Origin of the sequence: Bacillus sp. FSL L8-0099, assembly GCF_038006385.1 — a bacterium.
Taxonomy (GTDB): domain Bacteria; phylum Bacillota; class Bacilli; order Bacillales; family Bacillaceae_G; genus Bacillus_A; species Bacillus_A toyonensis.
Genome location: NZ_JBBOVC010000001.1, coordinates 4,961,566 through 4,987,636 on the forward strand (window position 1 = coordinate 4,961,566; position 26,071 = coordinate 4,987,636).

The window sequence follows — 26,071 nt, forward strand, 5'->3', positions numbered from 1 at the left end:
AAAATTCCATTTATACTTCTACGAACTCTAAATTGTTAGAAAGAGCGATTTAGAGTCTCTCTTTTTTCACGCTAAAATATCTCTTTCTATCTCCCATTCTGTCTGCTATAATTCCTAAAGGAAAGAGGAAAGCTTTATTCCTACTGGAATAAAGCTTTCTTTCAATTTTTTACATTAATTAATTCTAATACTAAGATTTCACAAAGGAGGCTTTTTATCATATGAATTTTATAGGTATCAGAAAAAAACTAATGTTCATGATGGGAACGATTTGTGCTTTATTCGGCATTGCCTTAGCTTTTATTTTATTCTTTACCATGGATCAGTCTCATAAAGCTGAAACATTACAAAAAGAAATTTCTCCTCTTGCAACAGAATTGAAAGAGCGCGGAGACGCTTATCAAGTACAACTTTCTGCTTTAAGAGGTTATTTACTACAACATGATCAAGTCGAATTAGACAAGTTTAATGAGATGAGTAAACGTCTTGAAGATACAAAAGGGCAACTTCTTTCTAACCCTAACACTTCTCAGTCCGTGAAAAGCACAATGGAATTAGGATCCACTTGGAGAAAGTTCATTGAAGAGAAAGTATTCACTCTTGCAAAAGAACAAAAATGGGAAGAAGCTTTACAAGTAGCTTCTACAGAAAATGGTACTGTTTATAAAGTAATTGGTGATTTCACAAATTACAGTAATGAACAAGCTAAATTACGCGAACAATCTATTGAAAAAATCGATCAATCTTCACTACGAATTGAATATGTTGTCTTCTTATCACTTGTTATTTGTATTGTAACTGCAATTATTCTTGCATGGTGGTTCTCTGGTAAGCTTGTAAAACCAATTCAACAAATTGATATTAAGCTAAAAGAATTAGCCTCTCAAGAAGGCGACTTAACAGCCCGTCTACAAGTAAATAGCAATGATGAAATCGGTGCAATTGCATCATCGTTTAATAAAATGTTAGCAAACCTGCAACATATCATTAATCGTGTTCAAAAAACATCTGTAGAAGTACAAACAGCTTCTGAAAATATGCTAGAAAAGACTAATACATCACGCGAGGCAACAATACGAGTTCAAAGCTCGATGTCCAACTTAAATTCAAGTATTCAATCGCAAACTTCTAGTATGGAAGAAAGCTCAACTGCGATGGATGATATGGCAATAAGCGTTCAACGCATCGCTGAATCTGCTTCATCTGTAGCCGAACTTGCTGTAGCTACATCTGAACATGCTAACGATGGAAGTACTGTTATCCAAAAATCTGTTTCACAAATGACAACGATACATGAAGCTGTAAATGCTACATCAGAAGTAGTCGAACGTCTAATCACCCATACGAAATATATTGATACGGCTGTACAATCTATTTCTAATATCGCTGAGCAAACAAACTTACTTGCTTTAAACGCTTCTATTGAAGCAGCTCGTGCTGGTGAGCAAGGAAAAGGATTTGCTGTCGTAGCTGATGAAGTCCGTAAACTTGCGGAACAATCTAAAACTGCTGCAACAGATATTAACCAATTACTAAATCAAATTCAAAATGATACAGAAACAGCTAGTTCTATGATGTCTAAAGGTCGTTCTGAAGCATTTGAAGGCATTACTGTCGTTCGTGAGGCTGGTACTTCTTTCACAACAATTGTTGAACAAGTAAATAAAGTATCAACTCAAATGCAAGACATATCAGCAACTGCTGAAGAAATGGCTGCAAGCGCTGAAGAAATGAACGCTTCACTTAATAACATCGCTTCTATTTCAAATGAAGTATCTAGTGAAACAGCCGCAACGGCACAATCTGCTGAGCAGAAAGTTATTGTTATGAATGAAATGACAGTAACTGCAAAACAAATGAAACAAACGGTTGAAGAATTAGATCAACTCGTATCTCATTTTAAAATTGAATAGCTCAAAAAAATATTCCTCTTTCAAGAGGAATATTTTTTTGAGCTCATTCCCTGCACATTATACATATATCCGTTATAATGAGAATCGATATCATTAATCTGTAGGGGGTGCTACACATGTCACAACAAGCATTTGAAGAAAAATTATATGCAAACTTAGAAGCTATTATTGATCCTGAACTAGGTGTTGATATTATCAATCTTGGATTAGTTTATGACGTTACAGCGGATGAAAATAATAATGCTGTCATTACAATGACGATGACTTCTATCGGCTGCCCAATGGCTGGTCAAATCGTATCAGACGTTAAAAAAGTACTATCAACGAACGTACCTGAAGTAAACGAAATAGAAGTAAATGTCGTTTGGAATCCACCATGGTCGAAAGAACGTATGTCACGTATGGCGAAAATCGCATTAGGTATTCGCGACTAAATAAAGAAAGACCTGACGTCATAGTCAGGTCTTTTTCTCTTATTATTTAACGCCTACTGCATCATAAGCTTTCGTTACAGCTTGTAACTCTTTAGAGTTTTTACCATATAAATCTTCTGCTGACTGAAGTGCTGCTTGACGCATCATTTTAAAGTCAGAGTTTGCAGTTAAATATTTAGTAAGAGCACGGTAGTAAATTTTTTCTGTCGCTTCACGGCCCACTCCAGTTACTTTCACGCCGTAATGCGTGCCACCGTCAGATACTAAGTACGCAGCTTTATTGTTAATACTACTGTTAATATGAACGCCGCCATTATCAGCTGTTCCAGTATAGCGTTTATTGTAATGATCTGGGTAACCTTCACCTGGTTTTAATGGGTTTGGAATAGATGCTGGATCTTTCAGAGAACGAAGCGCATCACCAGGTTTACCAGGTGTATAAATATCAGCACCTAAATCCCAGCTCTTCTTCTCAACCATGACACCCATAATATCAGATAACGATTCATTTAACGCACCTGATTCATTTTTATAAACAAGGTTTGCTGTATGCTCAGTTACAGCATGTGTTAATTCGTGCCCGATAACATCTAGGCCAGCAGATAATGGAATAAATGTCTTGCCATCTCCATCACCATACATCATTTGGATACCGTTCCAAGCTGCGTTATTCCAGCTTTCTCCTACGTGAACAGAGGAGATCAGCTTCGCGCCTTTATCATCGAAAGAGTTACGGTTAAATGTCTTTTTGTAGTAATCGTATACTTTCCCTGCATTTACATGCGCATCAACCGCTGCTTTGTCATCAAAGAACTTATTTTTACTTTCTACTTCGACACCTGTATATCCAAACCATTGTGAGAATATGTTAAACCAGTTTTCATCCATATTCTCTGCATCAAACGTATGAACACCTTGTCCACGCTTACCATCAAATAAATGGAATGCTCCTGTCTTCTCATTTTGAGCAATTTCAAATGATTGTCTAGCACCTAATACTCCGTAACCAAATCCTGTAATGTTATCTACAGCATTATATTTCTCAATCACATTTCCATTTGTTGCATCAACAAAGTAATGCCAATAGCCTGGAGCTGGTTTTGAAATCGATGCCTTAACTAAGTATGCAAGATAGTAGTTTCCATCTTTTTCATACACAAATAAATCTTTTTTCACACCATCATAATTCTTTACTTTACCAACTTCTTTTTCAATATCTGCCTTTGCAATTGTTTCTGCTTGTTCTGCACTAATACTTGCAAAGGTAGGAATATTTTTATCCTCTAAATTCGGAATAACTTGTCCGAAGAATGCTTTTACATTATTCTCTTTATCTAGTGTAACAGTTTGGTCTGAACCATACACAGGAATGTTATTATGTTTCTCAACTAACTTCACATGTGTCGTACCAGATTCAGCATCTTTTTCTTCCCCAACGACATTAAAATGTGTTTCAATATTTCCTGCTAGTTTAAACATATCTTTTTTACTCTCTAAATATTGAAAGACCGTCTCTTTTTTATCTAGTCCTTCCGGTGCTTTCCATTCTTCACCTATGTATGCAGGTGTTTTAAATTCTTGATGATATTGAATTTTTTGTTCTTCTGCTTTCGTTGTCGTTGCTCCAAACGTTCCAAATCCCCCGGCGATAACAGTTAACGCTAATGCTGATGAAATGACTTGCTTTTTCACTATAACATTCCCCATTCCCATAAAGATTTTTGACACTTTTATAAAATTCTGAATTTTTAACCCGATACCTCTTCCAAAAATTTGAGAAACATTTTTCAGATAATTCCACACAAAAAGAGGACACCCTATCAGGTGTCCTCTTTTTTATAAACATTTTGTTATTTTTTTAGCTCAATTGCTAAATAGTGTGATTGCTCTTTCGCTTGAATATGAATATCTTCTTCTACTGCTTCTGCCGCATCGCGCATAACAAGTATCTCACCATTTATCACACTACTTCCTTCAATTTGTACAAGGTACAATTGACGGCCTTCTTTCACAGGAAAATGAATTTCTTTTCCTGCCTCTAACGATAAAGAATATAAATTCGCGTCTTGGTGAATTTGAATTGGCGCATCACCGTCCACTGGGGAAACCATATGGAACCACTCATTTTCACGTTTACTCCAATCAAATTTAAACTCACCATAGTTTGGTTTATGATCAGCACGGTCTGGTAAAATCCAAATTTGTAATAAACGCAATGTTTCATTTCCTAAATTATGTTCACTATGAAATACACCAGTACCAGCACTCATATATTGAACATGTCCACGCTCAATTGTTCCTCTATTCCCCATGCTATCTTCATGTGTTAAGGCACCATCTACAACGTAAGAAATGATTTCCATATCGCGGTGCGGATGCATATCAAACCCAGTTTGTGCCGCTACTAAATCATCGTTAATAACACGTAACGCTCCAAAACTCATATTATTTGGATTGTAATAATTAGCAAAGGAAAAATGAAAATGTGTATTTAACCAACCGTGATTTGCTCTACCCATATTTTTATGATCAACTTTTCTAAACATATCCTTCACCTCATATTATCTCGAATTCAAGATTTACTTTAAAATTGTTTCTTACTGTAATTTTTTTAGTAATTTTAATAATTGATTTTGTTCTTCTATATTTAATTTATGAAACTGCTCCGCTTGGAACGTTTCCTGGGGCGGGACGATCTCCTCATATAAAGCTCTTCCCGTTTCTGTTAACGAAATATATTTCGTAGTACCTTCTTGTTCACGCCCAATCCAGTCCAGCTGCTCCATTTTATTTAAAAGCTGCGTGACATTTCCTTTCGTAACAAATAGCTTCTTCCCAAGCTCTTGCTGCGTTAAACGATTATGTCCTCCAACTTGAGCTAGTACATCAAACTGAGCGGCAGATACATTCCATTTTTTCAAATGCTGATTCGTCTCACGAATACTCTTGTTATAAAAACGTGATAAACGAAACCATAATAGTAGTCCTAATCTATCTTCTGTTTTCATTTCATCACCTCGCTCGTTTCATACTATTAGTTTAGAACTAAACTTTATAGAAGTCAATTACTTATTTTTAGTAAGTAACAAAGGAAGCATAGCGCTATTTCTCCACTATGCTTACATCAATTTTCTATTTTTATATTCATCTAATTTCCTCTCCGCGAACTTCTTCGCATCTTTCTCAATCCATCTCTCTTCATACGATTTACTTCCAACATACAATACTTCTCTCTTATGCTGCATCGCATGGCGAAATTCATGCAGTAGTGTTTTAAGCACTTGCTCATACTCATCCCACATACAAACGAAAATTAATTGTTTTTCTTTATGATAAAAACCACCTACGGGGAATAAAAACTCCTCTTCCTCTTCCCCTAATGATAGAAGTACATGATTTGCATCACACGTATCACAAAAAATAACTGGCGTTTTACATACTTCAATAAGAGAAAATAAATCCTCTCTAATCCTTTTGACATCCCAAGGAAGCTCCGAATCCAACACATACCAATTCTCCACCTGTTGATATACATTTTGAAACTGGAGTTCCATTTCTTTTTATTCCCCTTTCCAAGCTCTCTTTTTCTATATGTATGCCACAATATGGTAAATATTAAACATACTCTTTCCCCCTTTGAAAAATGACAATAAAAAGAACCTATATTAGTATAGGTTCTTTTCCATAATTACTTTTTTTTCATAATTTTTTTTAGTACAAAATAACCAATTGCGCAAACAATAGCAGCAAGTGCAAAATATTTCACATATGGCCCAGCTACTTTATTAATGCTTTCCCACTCTGAACCTAATTTAAATCCTAAATATACAAACACAATTGACCATGGAATAACAGCTAATGTAGTTAGCGTAATAAACTTAGCATGTGACATTTTCGCAATACCCGCTGGTATGGAAATAGCATGACGCACAACAGGAATAAAACGTGCCGTAAAGATAACGCCAGTTCCGTAACGATTAAACCAATCTTCTGCATAATCAATATGCTTTTTCTGAATTAAAATATATTTTCCATATCGCTCAAGAACAGGTCTTCCTCCGTATCGACCAATCCAATAAATAAATAGTTGTGCGATTACACCGCCAATTGTCCCGAACGCAACAGCTCCCCAAAATGTAATGCTTCCTGTTGATACTAAATAGCCTGCATAAGACAATACGATTTCACTCGGAATAACTTCTAACATCAATCCAAGCATAATTCCCCAATAACCAAGTCCTTCTAGAAAAACTAAAACTGAATGAATCAACTCTCCTAACATCATTTACCTCTCTTTACTGTTTTCGTTACCAAAAATAAAAGTACAAGCAGTAAGTATCTTGTACTTTTACTTTTTAAAATTTAGTTAGTCTTCGTATCCCACTTAAAGATTTTATTTAAAAATTTATATACATTCTTTGACTCTTTTGTCAGAAGTGGACCTAAGATGGATAGTATAAGCACGTATAGTGCTGAGAATGGTTTTAACACTGACATTAAACCACCAGCGATACCGATATTAGCCATAATGATGGAGAATTCTCCCCTTGAAACGATTGTTAATCCAATATTTGTAGAAGCTTTATGAGATAATCCAGCTTGTCTTCCTGCAATCATCCCTGCTACAAAGTTACCAATTATCGTAAGAAGTACCGCACCTAGCGTTAACCATATTGCTCCGCCTAACGAGAACGGATCGATACTTAACCCGAAGCTGAAGAAGAAAATTGCTCCGAAAAAGTCTCTAAATGGAACAACAAGATGTTCAATTCGATCACTATGCTCTGTCTCAGAGAAAACTAATCCTAAAAGAAGTGCTCCGATTGCTTCTGCAACGTGAATTGTTTCTGAAAAACCAGCGATGAAGAATAACGAAGCAAATACTACAATAATAAAGATTTCATCTGAACTAATATTGAGCAATTTATTTAATAACGGCGTTGCTTTTCTAGCCACAATAAAGAATAGAAGCATATATCCTAAAGCAATTCCAATTGAAGTAAGAGCACCTAAGAAGGAAGCATGATCCCCAAGTACTAAACCAGAAACGACTGATAAATATACAGCAAGGAATATATCTTCAAACATAATAATTCCTAAAATTAGTTCGGTTTCATTATTACCAGTTCTTCTTAAATCCACTAATACTTTCGCAACGATGGCACTAGAAGAAATCGTAATAATACCCGCAATAATTAAAATTTCTAGTAATGGGAATCCCATGATAAACCCGTATAATAATCCAAGTGAAAAGTTAATTAGAATATAGATTGTTCCACCAATCGCAATAGAACGTCCGGATTTAATTAGTTTCTTCATCGAAAATTCTAGCCCTAGATAGAAGAGAAGGAACAGAACGCCAATTCTTCCAAGGAAGGATATTACACTTGCACTTTCAATAAATTTGAGATCGATTACACCTATTGTCGGCGCGTGCGGCCCTACTAACATGCCAAGAACAATTAGAAAAGGAATTACTGAGAACTTAAACTTTCCAGCGATTACTGCTGCAATTGCCACTAGAACTAAAGCTGTACCAACTTCAAAAATTAAAGTATCCATCTAGTCAGTCCCCCTATTCGAAAGTAACTCATTAATAATTTTTTTAATTTCTTCTCTCTCACCTGAAACTACTAGCATATCGCCTTCTTCAATTACTGTTTCTGGTCCTGGATTAAATAGCTTTTTCATATTCTTTTTCATAACTGCAATTATCGTTACGCTATACGTTTTTCTTATTTCAAGATCACCAATTGTTTTTCCGATTGCTGGAGCTGCATTCTCCACTTTAAACCACTCAATCGCTAAACCTTCAAAGACCATCTCAACATTTTCTAATGCCCTAGGCTTATATACCATTCCACCTAATATTGCTGCAACTTGTCTTGCTTCTGAGTCACGTAATGAAATACTAGAAATACTTTCTTCATGATCTGAATCAAAATGATACATTTCTCTACGTCCGTCATCATGAATCACAATCACCATTTTTTCGTTACCTTTCGTAACGATTTGAAATTTATACCCAATACCCGGAAGTTCACTTTCTCTAATATTCATATTTAGCTCCTCCTCAACAATTTTATTTGAATTTTCTGTTTTTCAGTCTTTTGTTCATCCAACCAATTTTAGAAATTCTAACCACTCAGGATACTTATGATTTGGAAATCTTTTATTGTAATAATAAGTGGCCCCTAGAAAAATACTTGAAGATGTAATGATAAAAAATACATTGCTTCTCATTTTTAAACTCTCAAGGCTTACTTTCAATAAAGTTTCTTCTTTCAAATTATCCCCTCTTTCTCGCTTTACATTTAGTTTTTTAAAATGTAAATAATTCTAAAAACATCTTGATGTAACATAATCATAACATAAAACACATTTAAGTAACATCATTTTTTAGAAAAATTGATTCTAGTATATTTTTTGCATATAATTTTCTTATTACAAAAAAAAGGAAGTGTATTATATGGTTGATATCTTTAGCAGATTCCTTGAGGTAACGAATAATATTTTATGGTCATATATTCTTATTGCAATGCTAATCGGCTTCGGTCTTTATTTCTCTTTCAAATTAAAATTTGTCCAAATTACTCATTTCAGTGAGATGGTCAGTTTAATTAGTAAAGGATTTAATCGAAAAGAAAAAAAGAAAGATAGCATCTCTCCATTCCAAGCATTTTGCTTAAGTGCAGCCGCTCGCATTGGTATCGGGAACTTAGCTGGTGTAGCATTAGCAATTTCAATGGGAGGACCTGGTGCAATATTTTGGATGTGGTTTATCGCGATTCTCGGAGCAGCTACTAGTTTTGTAGAATGTACGCTCGCGCAAATTTATAAAGTAAAAGATGGACGCAGGTTCCGTGGTGGCCCAGCATATTACATGGAAAAAGGGTTAAACAAACGCTGGATGGGTGTCTGGTTTTCACTTCTTATTACAGTTGCGTACGGATTAATTTTCAATTCAGTACAAGCAAATACAGTAACAATAGCGTTTGAAAATGCTTTCGGATTAGAGCGAACGATCGTAGGAGCTCTACTAGCTTTACTAGTTGCAGTTATTATTTTTGGCGGTATTAAGAGCATTTCACGCATTACAGAAATGATTGTTCCCCCAATGGCAATTGTTTATATTGGTGTGGCTATTTTTGTCGTGATTAACAACTTCAATATGTTACCAAGCATTTTCATGGAAATCTTTAACGGTGCATTCGGTTTAGACCAAGCCATCGCTGGTGGTATTGGAGCAGCTATCAAGTTCGGAATCCAACGCGGTTTATTCGCGACAGAAGCAGGTATGGGGAGCTCTCCTAATGCAGCAGCAACATCTGATGTATCTCATCCTGTAAAACAAGGACTTGTTCAAGCATTAGGTGTTTTCGTAGATACATTCTTAGTATGTACATCAACAGCGTTTATCGTATTATGTTCTGGACTTTACAAAGGATCAAATTTAGAAGGTATTGAATTAACACAGCAAGCATTAAGTTCACAAATTGGACCGTGGGCAAGCACTTTCTTAGCGATTATTATTTTCCTATTCGCTTTCAGCTCTTTACTAGGAAACTACTATTATGGTGAAACAAACATCGCATTCATTAAAGAAAGCAAAACATGGTTAATGATTTATCGCGTTGCAGTTGTCGGAATGGTGTTCTTCGGATCAATCGCTGCCCTTCAAACTGTGTGGAGTTTAGCTGATTTATTCATGGGACTAATGGTATTCACAAACTTAATTGCCATCTCATTCCTTAGCAAATTTGCCTATGCAGCATTAGTAGACTACATTAAGCAAAAGAAACAAGGTAAAGATCCTGTCTTCCTTGCAAGTTCTATCCCTGGCTTACAGAATACAGAGTGTTGGGATGGGCAGGATGTAGAAGAAAAACAAAAGGCTGTTTAACAAACAAAGGCCCTATTACTTCACCGTAATAGGGCCTTTTATTTACAACAGTTCATAATTTGTTCAAATTAATTCCAGCAAAAGGGTTGATTTATACAAATTACTAGATTATAATAATTATAAATTAGTAATTGATATAACATAACAACTCAAAGGGAGATTGATCATAATGAACAAACAAGTAATCGAAGTATTAAACAAACAAGTAGCAGACTGGAGCGTTTTATTTACAAAATTACACAACTTCCATTGGTACGTAAAAGGACCTCAATTCTTCACATTACACGAGAAATTCGAAGAACTTTACACAGAATCAGCTACTCACATCGATGAAATTGCAGAACGCATTTTAGCAATTGGCGGCAAACCAGTAGCAACAATGAAAGAATACTTAGAACTATCTTCTATTCAAGAAGCAGCTTACGGAGAAACTGCAGAAGGGATGGTCGAGGCAATCATGAAAGACTACGAAATGATGCTAGTCGAACTGAAAAAAGGCATGGAAATCGCTCAAGACTCTGACGATGAAATGACATCTGACCTACTACTAGGCATCTACACAGAACTAGAAAAACACGCTTGGATGCTACGTGCGTTCTTGAATCAATAATAGATTAAAAGCGGAAGCGACTCGTTCAGAGTCGCTTTTTTTATGTAATGGTTGCATTTAACGGTACACGAAATTATATCAACGATTTTTCAAATATATCGATCATAACTCGCAATATATCAACGATTTTTTCATTATATCGATCATTACAAGCAATATATCAACGATTCGACAAAGGATATCAATTTACCGACAAATCACGACAATATTAACACACCCCTCGCCCTACTTTTATCAATATATTACAATCTCATCTATGTTAAAATATAGGAAACACCTTTTAGTAAAATAGATCCAAAAAGCTTTTCCAAATTCATCATTTACTACTTAAATGGCGGGAGTGGTTCAGTTGAAAGACTACTTAATTAGAGCATTTTTTGCGTTAATAACAGTTGGAATCGTCTTACTTATAGCTAATATTTTCAATATACGTGTCGAGGTTAAAGACTATGCTTTCCTCGTTGTTGTAGCAATTGGTGGCGGCTGGGGTGGCTGGTACCTGTATAAAAAACAAAGTAATCAAAATGATAAAGGCATTCCAAAGTAATATGGAATGCCTCTTTTTATTGCCTTCTGTAATAAATAATGAAATTCAGACCACTAATACAGCCAATTGCAATAAACATGCTAAAACTCTGTCCATCTCCACCTAGACTATACTCATCAACGATAAATCCAGACATAAACAATGTTATCGCTGAAACACCAACACACAATATCGAAATAAACCAAAGCGAAAACTCATTAATCAGCTCTTTCTTCTGTCTTAAAACAATTAGCATAACAAGAATAGACGCTGCTAAAATACTTTTAAAAACAGGACGTAAATACACAAACTCCTCCATCTATTTCTCCTTTCCGAAAAACCTTACATTCTAACATTAACATATTTAACTAAATTAAAAACACATGTCTTTTTACGATAAAAAAGACATGTGTTTCTATAAATCGCTATAAAAACGTACTATGATAATTGCTTCCACTTCGTCCCCAAGACAGGACGCTCGTAATTTTGGATTTCATGAATTAGTTTATCTGCCGTCTCAGCGGAAACAATTAACTCTTTATTCGATGGATTCATAAAGCCTTCTTCTGCTGCCCGTTCAACCATTTGCAAAATTGGTCCGTAAAAGTCTTTTATGTTCAATAAACCAACCGGCTTATTATGTATACCAATTTGTGACCAACATACTACTTCAAAGAGCTCTTCAAACGTTCCATATCCGCCTGGTAATGCAATGAAAGCATCCGCAAGCTCTGCCATTTTCGCCTTGCGCTCATGCATCGTTTCTACCTCAATTAATTCTGTTAATCCTGTATGTACGATTTCTCCTCGAAATAGACCACGCGGCATAACACCTGTTACACGTCCGCCTAAACGAAGAACTTCGTTTGCTACTTCTCCCATTAATCCAACGCATGAACCACCGTATACGAGCTCATAGTCGTTCTCAACAAACATTTTCCCTAACTGGATTGCCTGCTCTTTAAACTCTGGTCTCTCCCCTAAATTGGAACCTGCAAACACACAAATCTTTCTCATTCCTACACCTCGAAACTATATATTGTTATGATACAATTGACATTGTACAACATATTGAGGAGATGAGGAAGAAATGGATATCTTTGCATTTCAAAGATGGGTTGAGGAATTTTACGAAAAACGAAGCTGGTCACAGTATAATGCCTTTATTCGCTTAAATTTCTTAACTGAAGAAGTTGGAGAAGTTTCACGAGTTGTTCGCGCTATTGAAATCGGCCGCGATCGTCCTGATGAAGATGCGAAAACAGAAGAAGAGCTAAAACAAGAACTAAAAGAAGAACTTGGTGATGTACTATCTAACCTTATTATTCTTTCGCAAAAATATGATTTGGATTTACAAGACATTATGGACGCACACGTCACAAAGCTTTCGAAAAGGTTCGAAGCACTCAAATGAGAATATTATCAATTATGGTATAATATTCTTGTCACAATACTAAGGGGGATTTTATGTTATCTAAAAAATTGCATGACGCATTAAATGAACAAATGAACTTTGAATTTTACTCTGCCCACGCTTATATGGCAATGGCTGCTTACTGTACAGCTGAGAGCTATGATGGATTCGCTAACTTTTTCCTTGTACAAGCTGAAGAAGAGCGTTTCCACGCAATGAAGCTTTACAACTATATTAACGACCGCGGTGAGCGCGCTATTATTACTGGATTCGATAATCCAAATAACGAATATGAATCTGTATTGAACGCTTTTGAAGTCGCACTTGAGCACGAGCGTGAAGTAACGAAACGTATTTATCACTTATCTGATATTGCTTGGGATGAGCGTGAGCATGCAACAATTACATTCTTAAAATGGTTCGTTGATGAGCAAGTAGAAGAAGAAGCTTCATTCGATAGCATCATTCAAAAATTAAAACGTATTACAAGCGATTCAAACGCACTATTTATGCTAGATGCTGAATTAGAGAAACGTACATTTACGCCTCCAGCTGAGTAATATTTTAATCACCTTAATGAGTGTATTAAGGTGATTTTTTTATTTGCTTTCTATCTTAAAATCACCTTAAATTTCCTAGCATTTGACATAGAACTAGTTAAAAAATGGTATTATTTTCAATATAAAGTGAAACTTTGGTCCGTGGGGGGGCGTTCATCCACCACGGATTATTAGTTGAACTAATCGGGTCTTTACAGGCAGTTGATCTCCCACCTAACCTCTTTGCCCCCGCCAAATTTTGAGGTGGGAGTCTTACTGCTCGTTAATGCTGGATAAAACAATATGTGAGGAGAGAAAAAATGAATCAACGTGTAGAAGCTGTTGATGCAATTCGTGGTTTCGCTTTATTTGGTATTTTACTTGTTAATATAACATTAATTCAATTCGGGTTATTCGCTAATGAAAAACCCACTTATATTTTCGGAAAACTCGATGAAGGTGCTAATTGGTTTATTCAATTTTTTGGCACACAAAATTTCATTTCCCTATTCTCTTTTTTATTTGGGCTTAGCATTATTTTGTTACAAAAAAGTATTATCGTAAAAGGAAAAAAGTTTTTCCCCACATATATAAGACGTATTAGCATTCTTTTACTACTAGGTTTCATTCACGGCACCTTTATTTGGTCCGGAGATATTTTATTTGCATACGGGCTTATCGGGATTTTCTTAATGATGTTTATAAATAGACAACCAAAAACATTATTGATTTGGGCAACTATTCTACTCGCACTCATTACACTTATGTCTTATCAAACTGATCCAAATACAAATATTAATGATTTTGCTCCTTATATTGAAAAAGAGCATAAAGTTCATGAAACTGGAAGCTATATGGATCATGTCAACTTTAGGTTAACTGAAAGTCCTTTCGATTATATTGGGATTAACGGTTTCTTCGGACTAGTTTTCATATCAATTTTCGCAATAATTTTTATGTCCCCACTTTTCTTACTCGGAATGTATGTAGGAAAAAAGGGCTGGCTATTTGAGATTGATAAACACATGCCTTCTATCAAAAAGATTTGGCTTATCACTGGTATTTTCTCTTTTACAATTAAAATCTTAGCCATGTTCGTAAAGCATCCAATTTTAATTATGTTACAAGATGGCCTTACATCAGTAACCATGACATTCTTTTACGGAAGCACCATTATTTTATTATTCCATTACAAAAAAGCATCGCGCTTACTAACATATATGGCGAATATGGGGAAAATGTCGGTTAGTAATTACTTAGCTCAATCCATTATCACAACAACAATTTTTTACGCATACGGCTTTGGCTTATTCGGTAAAATCGGATATTTCTTCGGTATTCTTTTGACCATTGGAATTTATACAATTCAATTATTCGTTAGCACCTATTGGCTACAAAAATACCGAATGGGCCCTATAGAATATGCGTGGAGAATGGGAACTTATTTAGAGAGACCACGATTTAAAAAAGACTTGGATAAAGCAAGTTAAACAAAAAAAGCAATGAGCCTACGCTCATTGCTTTTCTCAGAGTGTTGGGAAACCCTTTAGGGTTCCCAACATTCTGCAATCCTTTTTAATTTTAGTAAATGAAAACAATATAAAATAATAAATTTTAGAAAAACAGCCCTCCACCAGACCTTTTTTGGTTAGGTGAAGGGCTATTTTTTTCATGTTTTGACAAGCTGCGGTGAGGTAAGCTTGCATTTGGACAGACTTCAGCCCTCGAAACCGAGCATATCGATAGCCATGTAGTTCTTTGGCATCCGCAAAGCTTCGCTCTATAGTTGAACAGCGTACTTTATACAGTCTTTTCCCTGTAGCTGTTAGTTTGTTTTTTCTAGCGATATCTTTATATTTTTCCCATATATGATGAGTGATAACTTTTTGTTTTTGTTTTTTTGAAAAGCATACCTCACGTAGCGGACAAACAGCGCAGTCTTCTGGATTTGATTTATATTGACGATATCCTTCGCGATCCGTTGTCGTATATTCTAAAATACATCCCATCGGACAAGCAAATACATTCATTTCTTTTACATATTTAAATTGGCTTTTCGGAACGTCTTTATTTCGCTTTCCAAATCGGCGATACCCCATCACCATAAATATATTCTGTTCTGATAGTTTCTTACAGATATAACCTGTAAAATAGCCTGCATCAAGAGCTACAGCTTCAACTTTGAATCCGAATTTATTAGTTTGAGCTTGTAGACGTGCTAAATACGGCTCGGAATCCGCCATATTTCCAGCCGTTATATAGGTATCTGTAATAATATTATATTTCGCATCAGTCGTACGATGATCTAAGAAATGAAAACCGTTCGGTTTTCCATCCCTCATTAAAAATCCACTATCTGGATCCGTTGTACTGATACGAGTTTTTTTAGTGGGGGTATCACTTTCCTTTCTAGGTCTTAATTCTTTTTTCCATGTACCTCACGATCTTCGATTACCGCAGCTTCTAGTTCATCTATATAGAACTTTGCCTTTTCTTTTTTATATTTATGTACAAATTTATTTTTATTGGCATTCGCCTTAATGTGTGTAGAATCTGTCATCAACGCACGTCCTCCCACCATACGGTGCTCGGTCGCTTGACACACAATCTCATCAAAAATTTCTTCGAAAATATTTGTATGAATGAAACGAGTACGGCGATTCCAACTGATTGTAGAATGATCTGGAATTGTATCTGATAGAGAAAAACCTAGAAACCAACGGTAGGCAATATTCGTTTTGATCTCCTTTTCCAATTGTCGCTCTGAACGAATACCATAAAAATATCCGATAAACATCATCTTAAATAAAACGATAGGGTGAATTGACGGACGACCATTGTTTTCACAGTAATAAGGGCGTAACTTTTCCTCAATAAAATCAAAACTGATTGTCGCTTCAATCGCACGAAGGAAATGGTCTTGCGGAACTAATTCTTCTACAGAAACGGATACACGCTCATCACGATGATTTTTTAAAGCACCCATCATAAAAAATCTCTCCTTTACCTCTTTTTTATCAGTGTTGACACATAAAAAGAGGTTCAGACACATAAACAGGCTGTGGAGAAGACTTTCTCCACAGCCTGAAAAAGCAATGAGCCTACGCTCATTGCTTTTCTTAATTTATTAAAGCATAACCCCAACGATAATCGCTGATAATATACTTACTAACGTTGCACCGTATACAAGTTTTAGTCCGAATGATGATACAACATTTGCTTGTTTGCCATCGATACTCTTTGTTGCACCTGCGATAATTCCGATAGAGGAGAAGTTCGCAAATGATACAAGGAAGATAGATAAAATACCTACTGTACGAGTTGATAAATCACCAGCTACTTTTCCAAGGTCAAGCATTGCAACGAATTCGTTCGTTACTAATTTTGTTGCCATAATTTGTCCCGCTGCTAGCATCTCTGATGTTGGAATACCCATTACGAATGCTAATGGTGAGAAGATATATCCTAAAATGCTTTGGAATGTGATTCCGAAAATTGAATCGAATACACCGTTAATTGCTGTAATTAATGCTACGAAACCGATTAACATCGCCGCTACTGTTACAGCGATAGAGAAACCAAGCATAATATATTCGCCTAACATTTCAAAGAATGTTTGTTTCTTATCTTCTTGTAATTCTAAAATATCGTCTTCTTCTTTTACTTCATATGGATTGATAATATGAACGATAATGAATCCACTAAATAAGTTTAATACAAGTGCTGTTACTACATATTTTGGATCAATCATTTTCATATAAGAACCGACGATTGACATTGATACTGTTGACATTGAAGATGCACAAAGTGTGTATAAACGATTTTTCGGTAATTTGCTTAATTGATCTTTTACTGTAATAAACACTTCACCTTGACCAACAATTGCAGCTGCTACCGCATTATATGATTCTAGTTTTCCTAAACCGTTAATTTTACTTAGTACGAAACCGACTGCACGAATGATAATCGGTAAAACTTTAATATGTTGCAAGATCCCGATTAATACCGCTAAGAAAATGATCGGTAATAATACTGTTAAGAAGAATGGTGCTTGTCCATCGTTCGCTAAACCACCAAATACGAAATTAACCCCAGCTTCCGCAAATTTTAAAATAGCGCCAAATCCATCTGCAATCCCTTTTACTAATACAAATCCGACCTTTGTATTTAATAAGAAATACGCAAGTACCAATTGAATGACAAGCATAAGTGCAATTGGCTTATATTTAATTTTCTTACGATCTGAACTTATAAGGAAACCTAGTACAAACACTACAAGTAAACCAACTAGAAACATTACTATTTTCATATGTGAATCCTCCACTTCTTCCACGAGTTATTGGTCGTATAACGTATAACGAATGACGTCTGACCATTGATGTTAAAAAATTTAAAACCCCTAAATACTATTCAACTGTTATCTAAAATCAGTAAGCGTTTACATGAATTGCAATTTATAAAAGGTAGCCTCTTCTCTCCTACCGTATTAAAAGTCTGAAATTGATACCACCTACAAATCAAATTGTAAGCGTTATCTAGACGAAATGCAATATAAATTTTAAAAGATTTTTATATGTTAATATATTCCTAATTAATTGGTTTTTTTATGTAAATTAACCATAAAAAACGGCCCTAGCTATGAGCTAGAACCATTCTTTTTTATCCCGCATTAACTGGCAGTAAGATCCCACCTCAAAATGCAGCGAAAGCAAAGAAGTTAGGTGAGGGATCAACTGCCCGTAAATGCCCGATTGGTTCAACTAATAATCACTGGGGGATGAAGCCCCCCGCTGATTAAAGTTTCACTTTATAGCATAACACCAACGATAATCGCTGATAATATACTTACTAATGTCGCACCATACACAAGACGTAAACCGAATGATGATACAACATTTGATTGGTTTTCATCGATACCTTTCGTTGCACCTGCGATAATTCCAATTGATGAGAAGTTCGCAAATGATACAAGGAATACAGAAAGAATACCTACTGTACGAGCTGATAAATCACCAGCTACTTTGCCAAGATCAAGCATCGCAACAAACTCGTTTGATACTAATTTTGTTGCCATAATTTGTCCCGCTGTTACCATCTCTGCTTGCGGGATACCCATTACGAATGCTAATGGTGAGAAAATATATCCTAAAATAGCTTGGAATGTAATACCGAACACTGAATCAAACAAGCTATTGATTGCTGTAATTAATGCTACGAAACCAAGTAACATTGCTGCTACCGTAATTGCAATCGTGAAACCAAGCATAATATATTCGCTTAACATTTCAAAGAATGATTGCTTTTTCTTATTTTCTAACTTCAGTGTATCTTCTTCTTCCGTAATATCGTACGGGTTAATAATATGAATAATAATGAAACCACTAAATAAATTTAATACAAGTGCTGTTACTACATATTTTGGCTCGATCATTTTCATATAAGAACCAACGATTGACATCGATACTGTCGACATTGAAGATGCACATAATGTATATAAACGATGTTTTGGGATTTTACTTAATTGATCTTTTACTGTAATAAATACTTCCGCTTGTCCAACAATTGCAGCTGCTACTGCATTATATGATTCTAATTTCCCTAAACCATTTACTTTACTTAACAAAGTACCAATAGCACGAATAAATATCGGTAAAATCTTAAAGTGTTGTAGAATTCCGATTAATACTGCGAAGAATACGATTGGTAATAATGCAGTTAAGAAGAATGAAACTTCTCCTTTATTAACAAGGCCACCAAATACGAAAACGATTCCAGCTTCCGCATACCCAAGAAGTGCGCCAAATCCATCTGAAATTCCTTTTACTAAAATATAACCCACTTGCGTATTTAATAAGAAATACGATAACGCTAACTGAATTACAAGCATGAGTGCGATTGGTTTATACTTAATCTTCTTTCGATCGGCACTTATAAGAAAACCGAGTACGAATACAACGAGTAATCCTACAAGAAACATAACAAACTTCATTAATAAAATCCTCCATTTAACTCTTCATTAACGTTGAACGTCTGACCATTCAAAACAAGAAATAATCCGAACTTTCCATTTCTCCACTAAAACACTTTACTGGATATGAAAAATCATAAAACCTCTTGTCTCAAAGGCATTTTCCATTCTATCATAAATCCCAACTCATATCCGCACTTTTCTAAAAAAAATTACATTTTATTATAAAACCCTCATTAATGTTCGTCTTTTGCCCCTTCCTCCTATTTTATAGCTACACAAAAAACGAGCATCAAATTTCACTGATGCTCGTTCCATCTTTTATCCGCTATTTGCCGGGCAGTAAAACTCCCACTGATTAAAGTTGCACTTTATTATACAGCTTTTTCTTTCTCTGCTACTTCCGGCTTATCCCAACACTCTGTATTGTTCAACCCTGGAATAGACTCCGCATAAAAGACTGGATCTTTTCCTTGTTTCTTTTGCTTTACGTAATCTGATAACGCTGCGAAAGCGTACTTTGAAAGGAATACAATTGCCACTAAGTTAATAACAGCCATAATCCCCATAAATAAATCTGCTAAGTCCCAAACGATTTGAATTGTTGCTACAGACCCTAACATAACCATACCAAGTACAGCAATGCGGTATGCCGTTAATAACACTTTACTTCCATTTAAGAACTCAATATTTGTTTCACCATAGTAATAGTTACCTACTAATGAGCTGAATGCAAACAAGAAGATTGCAACCGCTACAAATACAGATGCCCACGGTCCGATATGTTGGCTTAACGCTTGTTGCGTTAATTGAATTCCATTTAAATCAGCTGCACCAGGTACATCAGATAATAAAATGATGAACGCTGTACAACTACAAATTAATAATGTATCTGTAAATACCCCTAAAGTTTGAATGAAACCTTGTTTAACTGGGTGCGTTACGTTCGCAGTCGCTGCTGCGTTCGGTGCACTACCCATACCAGCTTCATTTGAGAATAATCCACGTTTTACTCCTAGTAAAATCGCAGCTCCTAGTCCCCCACCAACTACTTCTTTAATTCCGAATGCATGTAAGAAGATTTCTTTAAATACATACGGAATTGCCGTAATGTTTGTTACAACAACGAATAATGCAACTGCTACATATATAATTGCCATTACCGGAACAATCATTTCAACTGCACGTGCAATTCGCTTAACCCCACCGAAAATAATAATTGCAAGTAAACCAGCCATAAACAGACCTACAAGTCTACTATCCATTTTAAATGCGCCATCAAAAGCTGCCGCTACTGTGTTTGACTGCACTGCATTAAAAATCAATCCGAAACTCACTGTTATTAGAACAGAGAAAACAACACCTAACCAGCGTTTCTTTAAACCCTTTTCCATATAATACGCTGGGCCCCCACGGAATGCGTTCCCATCTTTTACTTTATAAATTTGCGCTAATGTGCTCTCTACAAACGCAGAAGCACCCCCAATTACCGCAATTAACCACATCCAAAATACAGCACCTGGACCACCTGCTGAGATCGCAATAGCTACACCAGCTAAGTTACCAGTACCTACACGAGAAGCTGTACTCATACAAAATGCTTGGAATGATGATACACCGCTTTTTTCTTTTTGCGCTTTTCTTGTCTTTGAACTCGCCCCGTCCCCAAGTAGGCGAATCATTTCTCCGAAGTAGCGAATTTGGACGAATTTCACACGAAATGAAAAATAGAGTCCTAATCCAATTAACATCGCAATAATAATATATGACCAAAGGACATTATTTACATCCCCAATTACTTTAGCTAAAAAATCCATAATCGAATTGCCCCCTCTTCCTAACAATAAGAAAATTATATTCTAAAAACTTTTAGTAATCAAGAACTTTATGTTAGGTTTTATGACATGGGTAAATTATATTTCTTAACATATATATGTTTTTCACTTAAAACTATAGCCAATACGTGCATTTATCCACTACTCAATCACTCATCCTATTCGACCAATCATACTTTTAAGACAGTACGTTACCTACAAATAACGAGAGAAATGAACAAACAAAAATTATATTAATAATTACCTTTCCCCCTTCTCATCATTTACTGCAACAAAAAAGGCGAGCATCGAATTCCTCTCGATGCTCGCCTTTTCTTATACCGCTTTTTCTTTATCCGTTACCGTTGGCTTATCCCAACACTCTGTGTTCGTTAAACCCGGAATAGAATCTGCACTGAATACTGGATCTTTCCCTTGTTTCTTTTGCTTTACATAGTCTGCCAACGCAGCATACGCAAATCGCCCAAGAAGTGTAATCGCAATTAAGTTTGTAATTACCATTAGACCCATAAATAAATCTGCCATGTTCCATACGACTTTAAGCGTCGCAACAGAACCGAATAATACCATTGCAACTACCGCAATACGGTAAATTGTTAACCAAGCTTTACTTTGTTTAATGAATTCAATATTCGTTTCACCATAATAGTAGTTTCCTAGAAGTGAACTAAATGCAAATAAGAAAATAATAATCGCTAAGAAGCTACTTGCCCACGGGCCGATTTGTGAACTTAATGCATTTTGTGTTAATTCAATACCTTCTAAATTCGTTGCTTTATATGCACCAGAACATAATACGATAAAAGCTGTTGATGTACATACTAAAAATGTATCTACTAAAACCCCGATTGTTTGAATAAAACCTTGTTTCGCTGGATGCGTTACATCAGCTGTTGCTGCCGCATTCGGCGCACTACCCATACCTGCTTCGTTCGCAAATAATCCGCGCTGAATACCAAATTTCATTGCAGCACCGATACCGCCACCTACAGCTGAATCTAAACCGAATGCACCTTTAAAGATTTCTGTAAATACATCTGGTATTAAATAGAAATTTTTAATAACAACGAAAATAGCTACTGCAATATAAATAAGTGCCATTGGAGGAACAATCATTTCTGACATACGCGCAATACTTTTCACACCGCCAAAAATAATAACCGCAACTAATACCGCTAATACAATCCCAACAACATAACGCTCTAAACCGAATGCATTTTCAAATGCTAACGTAACTGTATTTGCTTGTACTGAGTTGAAAATTAACCCGTAACTAATTGTGATTAGAATAGAGAACCAAATTCCCATCCAACGTTTATTTAAACCTTTTTCCATATAATAAGCAGGACCACCACGGAAGCCGCTGCCATCTTTTATTTTATAAATTTGCGCAAGCGTACTTTCCACGAAACTTGAAGACGCCCCGATAATCGCAATAACCCACATCCAAAATACAGCTCCTGGTCCTCCCATAGAAATAGCTAGCGCTACACCAGCTAAGTTTCCGATACCGATACGAGCTGCTGAACTCATACAGAACGCTTGGAAAGAAGATACGCTACCCTTTTTACGTGTCTTACCAGTTAGTCCATCACTCATTAATCGAACCATTTCTCCTAAATGAGTAATTTGTACGAATTTTAATTTAATAGAAAAATAAAGCCCTAAACCAATTAGCATTGCAATAAGAACATATGACCAAAGAATCGTATTCGTTGATGAAACGAATTGATCTAAAATATTCATACAATTAACCCCTCCTTTTCTCCATAAATCGAATTATATTCAAAAAATATTCAAAAATCAACATTTTTCGACACCTTGCGACTTCCAAATATTAGGTTACTCTACATAAATACATCGTTCTTTTATGACTCCACTTTCAGTAGCTGTGCATACTAAAACAAAAAATAATTTCATAAACAACACCATTGACAAAAATATATAACTGTAACTATAATGGTTACATCGTGTTGTAACTAACCTAATTACATTACATTCATTCATTTCAGATATACACTTTAACAAAACACTTTGGAGGGATTTATTATGAAAATCGGAATCATTGGAGCAACTGGTAAAGCTGGAAGCCGTATTTTAAAAGAAGCATTAGATCGTGGACATGAAGTTACTGCAATTGTAAGAAATGCTGCAAAAATTACAGAAGAAAATGTAAAAGTTTTAGAGAAAGATGTATTCACTCTTACATCTAACGATCTACAAGCATTCGATGTAGTTGTAAATGCATTCGGTGCTCCAGCAGGACAAGAACACCTTCACGTAGATGCAGGAAATGTACTGATTGAAGCTGTGAAAGGTGCACCAAATACAAAATTACTTGTAGTTGGCGGAGCTGGAAGCTTATTTGTAGACGAAGAGAAAACAACACGTGTATTTGATACACCAGGTTTCCCGGACGAATACCTTGCAACAGCTCAAAACCAAGGTAAAAACTTAGAAATCTTGCAACAAACAAATGACATCACTTGGACATTCATCAGCCCTTCTGCACTATTCGCATTAGGAAAACGCACTGGCTCTTACACAGCTGGTAAAGACAATCTTCTTGTTAACTCAAAAGGCGATAGCTATGTAAGTTACGAAGACTTCGCAGTAGCAGCACTTGATGAAATCGAAAATCCAAAACATGTGAACGAACGCTTCACAGTAGTTTCTGAAGCTGAATAATACGAAAAAGCTCGTAAAACATTATGTTTTACGAGCTTTTTTATTTTTTAAGCTTTTACCTCTTGTATACCTTCTGTTCTTTCGAAACCTTGTTTCGTAATTTTAAAGAATACGTCATGTATACCATACTCAAATAACATACCATTAAATTGTTCTGTCAATGCTTTCGTATTTTCCATTCCTTCTAATCCATGTATATAAAAAGCATCGGCAAATGCCAATGCTTTTTATACTATCTTTTAATTTGATTTGGTTTATGTGGTTCGTTTGGAGTATACGGTTTATTCGGTTTCTGTGGTCCTTCAGACTTTTTCCAACTCACCGCTAATTCCGGACTTGTTTTCTCTTCACTACGTTCTAATAATACAACCGCATTTTGAATCGTCGGTGTTCCTTTATGCGCAATCCCTTGTAATTTCGTTAAATTTCCTGATACTTTAAAGCTAAATCCACCTGCTGGTGTTTGTTTTGGAATTAAAATGCGGAACTTTTCTCCTACATTAAATTCATTTTTTGCTTCGCCTTTTTCATTTACAAATTTCACACCAGCTGGTGCACCTGTTGCTTGCACTTTATACGTTCCGCTTTTTGCATTCGTTTCTACTGTATATAAACCTGTTTCAAAGAAATCATTTTTCAATACTGCTTCTTGTTCTTCTGTAGGAGTTACACTCATCGTAATTTCTTGTAACTCTTCACTCGCATTTGCCTTTGCAACTATGTCTTTCGTTACTTTCTCTACGTTTTTATTACGGAAATCTAAATCGTTAATATCGATTTGTTTTAATGCATTCCATACTGCAAGCTGTGTTGCGTAATGTGCTTCTCTCCAATCGGAAACGCCTAATTCTTGCGGACTCTTTTGTGGATATCCATTTAATAGTACACGGTATACGTTAATATCCACTTTTCCCATTTCCGGTAAATCTTGACCACTTGGAGATTTCAAATCTACATTTAAGCAAAATGCAATTTTTCCATCTGCCGTTTTAATAAGCTCTGTTCGGATTGGTCTTTTCTTTGACTTACTATAACTCCAATCCATTTCATACTTTGTATGGTCCATAACTTCTGCAAATGCTTTTTGAAGTGGGAATAATACAAATAAGACACTTAAAAACACAGCTAAAAGTTTGAACGATTGCTTTATATTCATGTTCACAGCCCCTTAATAACAAACTTAATACTAAGTAGTATTTAATTAGAAAATATTTTTATGCACACAAAAAAAGAGTGCAATAAAAGCACTCTTTTTTCTTTCCTACTTTAATCTTAGAAATCGAAGTTATCAGGATCTGGACCAACGCGGTAATTTTGGTTTAATGCATCGATTTTTTCCATATCTTCTTTTGTTAATTCGAAGTTAAATACATCAGCATTTGCAATAATACGGTGTTCTTTCGTTGATTTTGGAATTGTAATTACTCCATTTTGTAAGTCCCAACGTAAAATAACTTGCGCTGTTGTTTTGCCGTGTTTATCAGCAATTTCTTGTAATGTTTCGTTATCTAATAATTGACCTTGCATAAGTGGTGACCATGCTTCCATTTGAATACCTTGTTCTTTACAGAAAGCTTGTAATTCTTTTTGTGTTAAACGAGGGTGATATTCTACTTGGTTAATCATTGGCTTAATTTCTGCATCTTTCATTACATCTTGTAAGTGATGAATTTGGAAGTTACTTACGCCAATTGCACGTACACGCTCTTCTTTATAAAGTGTTTCTAGCGCTTTCCATGTATCTTTATATTTTCCTTCTACAGGCCAGTGAACAAGGTATAAATCTAAATAATCTAGTTCTAATTTTTTTAAGCTCTCTTCATATGCAGCAATTGTTTCGTCATATCCTTGATCTGCGTTCCATACTTTTGAAGTGATAAATAATTCTTCTCTTGAAATACCAGTCGCTTCAATACCTGCACGGATTCCTTCACCTACAGCTTTTTCATTTTCGTAAATTGCAGCTGTATCGATGCTACGGTATCCTGCTTTAATCGCTGATTTAATTGCTTCTACAAGTTCTGGTCCTTCTTCTACTTTAAATACACCTAAACCGAACCAAGGCATTTCTACACCATTATTTAATACTGTTTTACTTTGTAAGTTTTTCATTTTATTTTCTCTCCTTTTATCCCGCATTAACGGGCAGTAAAATTCCCACTTCAAAATTCAGCTGAAGCAAAGACGTTAGGTGGGAGATAAACTGCCCGTAAACGCCCGATTGGTTCAACTAATAATCAT

At 35.5% G+C, this 26,071-nt stretch carries 27 protein-coding genes; 9 read left to right on the top strand and 18 right to left on the bottom strand.

Annotation, left to right across the window (positions count from 1 at the left end):
* Positions 1–221 precede the first annotated feature (221 nt).
* Positions 222–1,913 carry a methyl-accepting chemotaxis protein gene (locus tag MHH42_RS25480; protein WP_340894488.1) on the top strand — a complete coding sequence of 564 codons (1,692 nt, stop codon included), beginning with the start codon at positions 222–224 and terminating at the stop codon, positions 1,911–1,913.
* Positions 1,914–2,029: 116 nt separating this feature from the next.
* A complete protein-coding gene (locus tag MHH42_RS25485; RefSeq protein WP_340894491.1) occupies positions 2,030–2,347 on the top strand; it encodes a metal-sulfur cluster assembly factor in 318 nt (105 codons plus the stop codon).
* Between the two features lie 42 nt (positions 2,348–2,389).
* On the opposite strand, the gene nprB is transcribed toward MHH42_RS25485, so the two are convergent.
* The 8 genes from nprB to MHH42_RS25525 all read right to left on the bottom strand — a co-directional run bounded on the left by nprB (position 2,390) and on the right by MHH42_RS25525 (position 8,635).
* Entirely contained in the window at positions 2,390–4,039 is a 1,650-nt protein-coding gene (nprB, locus tag MHH42_RS25490) for a neutral protease NprB (protein ID WP_033657331.1), read from the bottom strand.
* Between the two features lie 158 nt (positions 4,040–4,197).
* Positions 4,198–4,893, bottom strand: a complete 696-nt coding sequence (locus MHH42_RS25495) for a pirin family protein (RefSeq protein WP_000488949.1) — start codon at positions 4,891–4,893, stop codon at positions 4,198–4,200.
* Positions 4,894–4,944: 51 nt separating this feature from the next.
* Entirely contained in the window at positions 4,945–5,355 is a 411-nt protein-coding gene (locus MHH42_RS25500; protein WP_000845485.1) for a MarR family winged helix-turn-helix transcriptional regulator, read from the bottom strand.
* A gap of 111 nt (positions 5,356–5,466) precedes the next feature.
* Positions 5,467–5,901: a DUF3920 family protein gene (locus MHH42_RS25505; protein ID WP_000422813.1), complete on the bottom strand. Its 435-nt coding sequence runs from the start codon at positions 5,899–5,901 to the stop codon at positions 5,467–5,469.
* 134 nt (positions 5,902–6,035) lie between these two features.
* A complete protein-coding gene (locus MHH42_RS25510) occupies positions 6,036–6,629 on the bottom strand; it encodes a DedA family protein (protein ID WP_000900210.1) in 594 nt (197 codons plus the stop codon).
* Positions 6,630–6,709: 80 nt separating this feature from the next.
* Positions 6,710–7,909, bottom strand: coding sequence for a cation:proton antiporter (locus tag MHH42_RS25515; RefSeq protein WP_000380223.1), 1,200 nt, complete (start codon positions 7,907–7,909; stop codon positions 6,710–6,712).
* Positions 7,910–8,407 (bottom strand): cation:proton antiporter regulatory subunit, encoded by a 498-nt coding sequence (locus MHH42_RS25520; RefSeq protein WP_001026079.1) that lies wholly within the window; start codon positions 8,405–8,407, stop codon positions 7,910–7,912.
* 54 nt (positions 8,408–8,461) lie between these two features.
* Entirely contained in the window at positions 8,462–8,635 is a 174-nt protein-coding gene (locus MHH42_RS25525) for a hypothetical protein (RefSeq protein ID WP_097980014.1), read from the bottom strand.
* Positions 8,636–8,816: 181 nt separating this feature from the next.
* On the opposite strand from MHH42_RS25525, the gene MHH42_RS25530 reads away from it, so the two are divergent.
* The 3 genes from MHH42_RS25530 to MHH42_RS25540 all read left to right on the top strand — a co-directional run bounded on the left by MHH42_RS25530 (position 8,817) and on the right by MHH42_RS25540 (position 11,407).
* Entirely contained in the window at positions 8,817–10,250 is a 1,434-nt protein-coding gene (locus MHH42_RS25530; RefSeq protein ID WP_000227600.1) for an alanine/glycine:cation symporter family protein, read from the top strand.
* Between the two features lie 169 nt (positions 10,251–10,419).
* Positions 10,420–10,860, top strand: a complete 441-nt coding sequence (locus MHH42_RS25535; RefSeq protein WP_001041895.1) for a Dps family protein — start codon at positions 10,420–10,422, stop codon at positions 10,858–10,860.
* Between the two features lie 349 nt (positions 10,861–11,209).
* On the top strand, positions 11,210–11,407 hold the full coding sequence (locus tag MHH42_RS25540) for a hypothetical protein (protein ID WP_000656329.1): 198 nt from the start codon (positions 11,210–11,212) through the stop codon (positions 11,405–11,407).
* Positions 11,408–11,423: 16 nt separating this feature from the next.
* Here MHH42_RS25540 and MHH42_RS25545 read toward each other — a convergent pair whose 3' ends face one another.
* Both MHH42_RS25545 and MHH42_RS25550 read right to left on the bottom strand, forming a co-directional pair.
* Positions 11,424–11,705: a hypothetical protein gene (locus MHH42_RS25545; RefSeq protein WP_000390906.1), complete on the bottom strand. Its 282-nt coding sequence runs from the start codon at positions 11,703–11,705 to the stop codon at positions 11,424–11,426.
* Between the two features lie 119 nt (positions 11,706–11,824).
* Positions 11,825–12,403 (bottom strand): LOG family protein, encoded by a 579-nt coding sequence (locus MHH42_RS25550; protein ID WP_001225748.1) that lies wholly within the window; start codon positions 12,401–12,403, stop codon positions 11,825–11,827.
* Between the two features lie 73 nt (positions 12,404–12,476).
* On the opposite strand from MHH42_RS25550, the gene MHH42_RS25555 reads away from it, so the two are divergent.
* The 3 genes from MHH42_RS25555 (at position 12,477) to MHH42_RS25565 (ending at position 14,829) form a co-directional block, all read left to right on the top strand.
* Complete coding sequence (locus MHH42_RS25555) at positions 12,477–12,800, top strand: MazG-like family protein (RefSeq protein WP_340894496.1); 324 nt, start codon at positions 12,477–12,479, stop codon at positions 12,798–12,800.
* A 53-nt stretch (positions 12,801–12,853) separates the two neighbouring features.
* Positions 12,854–13,360, top strand: a complete 507-nt coding sequence (locus MHH42_RS25560) for a ferritin (RefSeq protein ID WP_000949400.1) — start codon at positions 12,854–12,856, stop codon at positions 13,358–13,360.
* Between the two features lie 299 nt (positions 13,361–13,659).
* Positions 13,660–14,829, top strand: a complete 1,170-nt coding sequence (locus MHH42_RS25565; RefSeq protein ID WP_340894497.1) for a DUF418 domain-containing protein — start codon at positions 13,660–13,662, stop codon at positions 14,827–14,829.
* 36 nt (positions 14,830–14,865) lie between these two features.
* Here MHH42_RS25565 and MHH42_RS25570 read toward each other — a convergent pair.
* The 5 genes from MHH42_RS25570 to MHH42_RS25590 all read right to left on the bottom strand — a co-directional run bounded on the left by MHH42_RS25570 (position 14,866) and on the right by MHH42_RS25590 (position 22,888).
* A protein-coding gene (locus MHH42_RS25570) for an IS1182 family transposase (RefSeq protein WP_445286052.1) occupies positions 14,866–16,328 on the bottom strand; the annotation gives its coding sequence in 2 pieces (ribosomal slippage) (positions 14,866–15,767 and positions 15,767–16,328; 1,464 coding nt in all).
* A 138-nt stretch (positions 16,329–16,466) separates the two neighbouring features.
* Positions 16,467–17,648: a NupC/NupG family nucleoside CNT transporter gene (locus MHH42_RS25575; RefSeq protein WP_000706852.1), complete on the bottom strand. Its 1,182-nt coding sequence runs from the start codon at positions 17,646–17,648 to the stop codon at positions 16,467–16,469.
* Between the two features lie 498 nt (positions 17,649–18,146).
* Entirely contained in the window at positions 18,147–19,328 is a 1,182-nt protein-coding gene (locus MHH42_RS25580) for a NupC/NupG family nucleoside CNT transporter (protein WP_000673857.1), read from the bottom strand.
* 353 nt (positions 19,329–19,681) lie between these two features.
* The gene (locus MHH42_RS25585) at positions 19,682–21,124 is read right to left on the bottom strand and encodes an alanine/glycine:cation symporter family protein (protein ID WP_000346395.1); all 1,443 of its coding nucleotides are present in this window, start codon (positions 21,122–21,124) and stop codon (positions 19,682–19,684) included.
* 333 nt (positions 21,125–21,457) lie between these two features.
* A complete protein-coding gene (locus tag MHH42_RS25590) occupies positions 21,458–22,888 on the bottom strand; it encodes an alanine/glycine:cation symporter family protein (protein WP_001022883.1) in 1,431 nt (476 codons plus the stop codon).
* A 303-nt stretch (positions 22,889–23,191) separates the two neighbouring features.
* Between MHH42_RS25590 and MHH42_RS25595 the strand changes: the two genes are divergently transcribed.
* On the top strand, positions 23,192–23,830 hold the full coding sequence (locus MHH42_RS25595; protein WP_098637282.1) for an NAD(P)-dependent oxidoreductase: 639 nt from the start codon (positions 23,192–23,194) through the stop codon (positions 23,828–23,830).
* Positions 23,831–23,877: 47 nt separating this feature from the next.
* Here MHH42_RS25595 and MHH42_RS25600 read toward each other — a convergent pair whose 3' ends face one another.
* The 3 genes from MHH42_RS25600 to MHH42_RS25610 form a co-directional block, all read right to left on the bottom strand.
* Positions 23,878–24,009 carry a hypothetical protein gene (locus tag MHH42_RS25600; RefSeq protein WP_002093070.1) on the bottom strand — a complete coding sequence of 44 codons (132 nt, stop codon included), beginning with the start codon at positions 24,007–24,009 and terminating at the stop codon, positions 23,878–23,880.
* 53 nt (positions 24,010–24,062) lie between these two features.
* Positions 24,063–24,986, bottom strand: a complete 924-nt coding sequence (locus MHH42_RS25605) for a thioester domain-containing protein (protein WP_001022548.1) — start codon at positions 24,984–24,986, stop codon at positions 24,063–24,065.
* Between the two features lie 116 nt (positions 24,987–25,102).
* Positions 25,103–25,942, bottom strand: coding sequence for an aldo/keto reductase (locus MHH42_RS25610; RefSeq protein ID WP_340894503.1), 840 nt, complete (start codon positions 25,940–25,942; stop codon positions 25,103–25,105).
* Positions 25,943–26,071: the final 129 nt, after the last annotated feature.

What these genes read in the sequence shown, in the direction of transcription:
- MHH42_RS25510 (WP_000900210.1), bottom strand. Translation starts at nt 6,629, where the DNA reads ATGTTAGGAGAGTTGATTCATTCAGTTTTAGTTTTTCTAGAAGGACTT.
- MHH42_RS25575 (WP_000706852.1), bottom strand. Translation starts at nt 17,648, where the DNA reads ATGAAAATAGTAATGTTTCTAGTTGGTTTACTTGTAGTGTTTGTACTA.
- MHH42_RS25585 (WP_000346395.1), bottom strand. Translation starts at nt 21,124, where the DNA reads ATGGATTTTTTAGCTAAAGTAATTGGGGATGTAAATAATGTCCTTTGG.
- MHH42_RS25610 (WP_340894503.1), bottom strand. Translation starts at nt 25,942, where the DNA reads ATGAAAAACTTACAAAGTAAAACAGTATTAAATAATGGTGTAGAAATG.
- MHH42_RS25500 (WP_000845485.1), bottom strand. Translation starts at nt 5,355, where the DNA reads ATGAAAACAGAAGATAGATTAGGACTACTATTATGGTTTCGTTTATCA.
- MHH42_RS25550 (WP_001225748.1), bottom strand. Translation starts at nt 12,403, where the DNA reads ATGAGAAAGATTTGTGTGTTTGCAGGTTCCAATTTAGGGGAGAGACCA.
- MHH42_RS25530 (WP_000227600.1), top strand. Translation starts at nt 8,817, where the DNA reads ATGGTTGATATCTTTAGCAGATTCCTTGAGGTAACGAATAATATTTTA.
- MHH42_RS25590 (WP_001022883.1), bottom strand. Translation starts at nt 22,888, where the DNA reads ATGAATATTTTAGATCAATTCGTTTCATCAACGAATACGATTCTTTGG.
- MHH42_RS25595 (WP_098637282.1), top strand. Translation starts at nt 23,192, where the DNA reads ATGAAAATCGGAATCATTGGAGCAACTGGTAAAGCTGGAAGCCGTATT.
- MHH42_RS25495 (WP_000488949.1), bottom strand. Translation starts at nt 4,893, where the DNA reads ATGTTTAGAAAAGTTGATCATAAAAATATGGGTAGAGCAAATCACGGT.
- MHH42_RS25565 (WP_340894497.1), top strand. Translation starts at nt 13,660, where the DNA reads ATGAATCAACGTGTAGAAGCTGTTGATGCAATTCGTGGTTTCGCTTTA.
- MHH42_RS25505 (WP_000422813.1), bottom strand. Translation starts at nt 5,901, where the DNA reads ATGGAACTCCAGTTTCAAAATGTATATCAACAGGTGGAGAATTGGTAT.
- MHH42_RS25555 (WP_340894496.1), top strand. Translation starts at nt 12,477, where the DNA reads ATGGATATCTTTGCATTTCAAAGATGGGTTGAGGAATTTTACGAAAAA.
- MHH42_RS25580 (WP_000673857.1), bottom strand. Translation starts at nt 19,328, where the DNA reads ATGAAGTTTGTTATGTTTCTTGTAGGATTACTCGTTGTATTCGTACTC.
- MHH42_RS25480 (WP_340894488.1), top strand. Translation starts at nt 222, where the DNA reads ATGAATTTTATAGGTATCAGAAAAAAACTAATGTTCATGATGGGAACG.
- MHH42_RS25535 (WP_001041895.1), top strand. Translation starts at nt 10,420, where the DNA reads ATGAACAAACAAGTAATCGAAGTATTAAACAAACAAGTAGCAGACTGG.
- MHH42_RS25545 (WP_000390906.1), bottom strand. Translation starts at nt 11,705, where the DNA reads ATGGAGGAGTTTGTGTATTTACGTCCTGTTTTTAAAAGTATTTTAGCA.
- MHH42_RS25520 (WP_001026079.1), bottom strand. Translation starts at nt 8,407, where the DNA reads ATGAATATTAGAGAAAGTGAACTTCCGGGTATTGGGTATAAATTTCAA.
- MHH42_RS25515 (WP_000380223.1), bottom strand. Translation starts at nt 7,909, where the DNA reads ATGGATACTTTAATTTTTGAAGTTGGTACAGCTTTAGTTCTAGTGGCA.
- MHH42_RS25485 (WP_340894491.1), top strand. Translation starts at nt 2,030, where the DNA reads ATGTCACAACAAGCATTTGAAGAAAAATTATATGCAAACTTAGAAGCT.
- MHH42_RS25560 (WP_000949400.1), top strand. Translation starts at nt 12,854, where the DNA reads ATGTTATCTAAAAAATTGCATGACGCATTAAATGAACAAATGAACTTT.
- MHH42_RS25600 (WP_002093070.1), bottom strand. Translation starts at nt 24,009, where the DNA reads ATGGAAAATACGAAAGCATTGACAGAACAATTTAATGGTATGTTATTT.
- MHH42_RS25605 (WP_001022548.1), bottom strand. Translation starts at nt 24,986, where the DNA reads ATGAATATAAAGCAATCGTTCAAACTTTTAGCTGTGTTTTTAAGTGTC.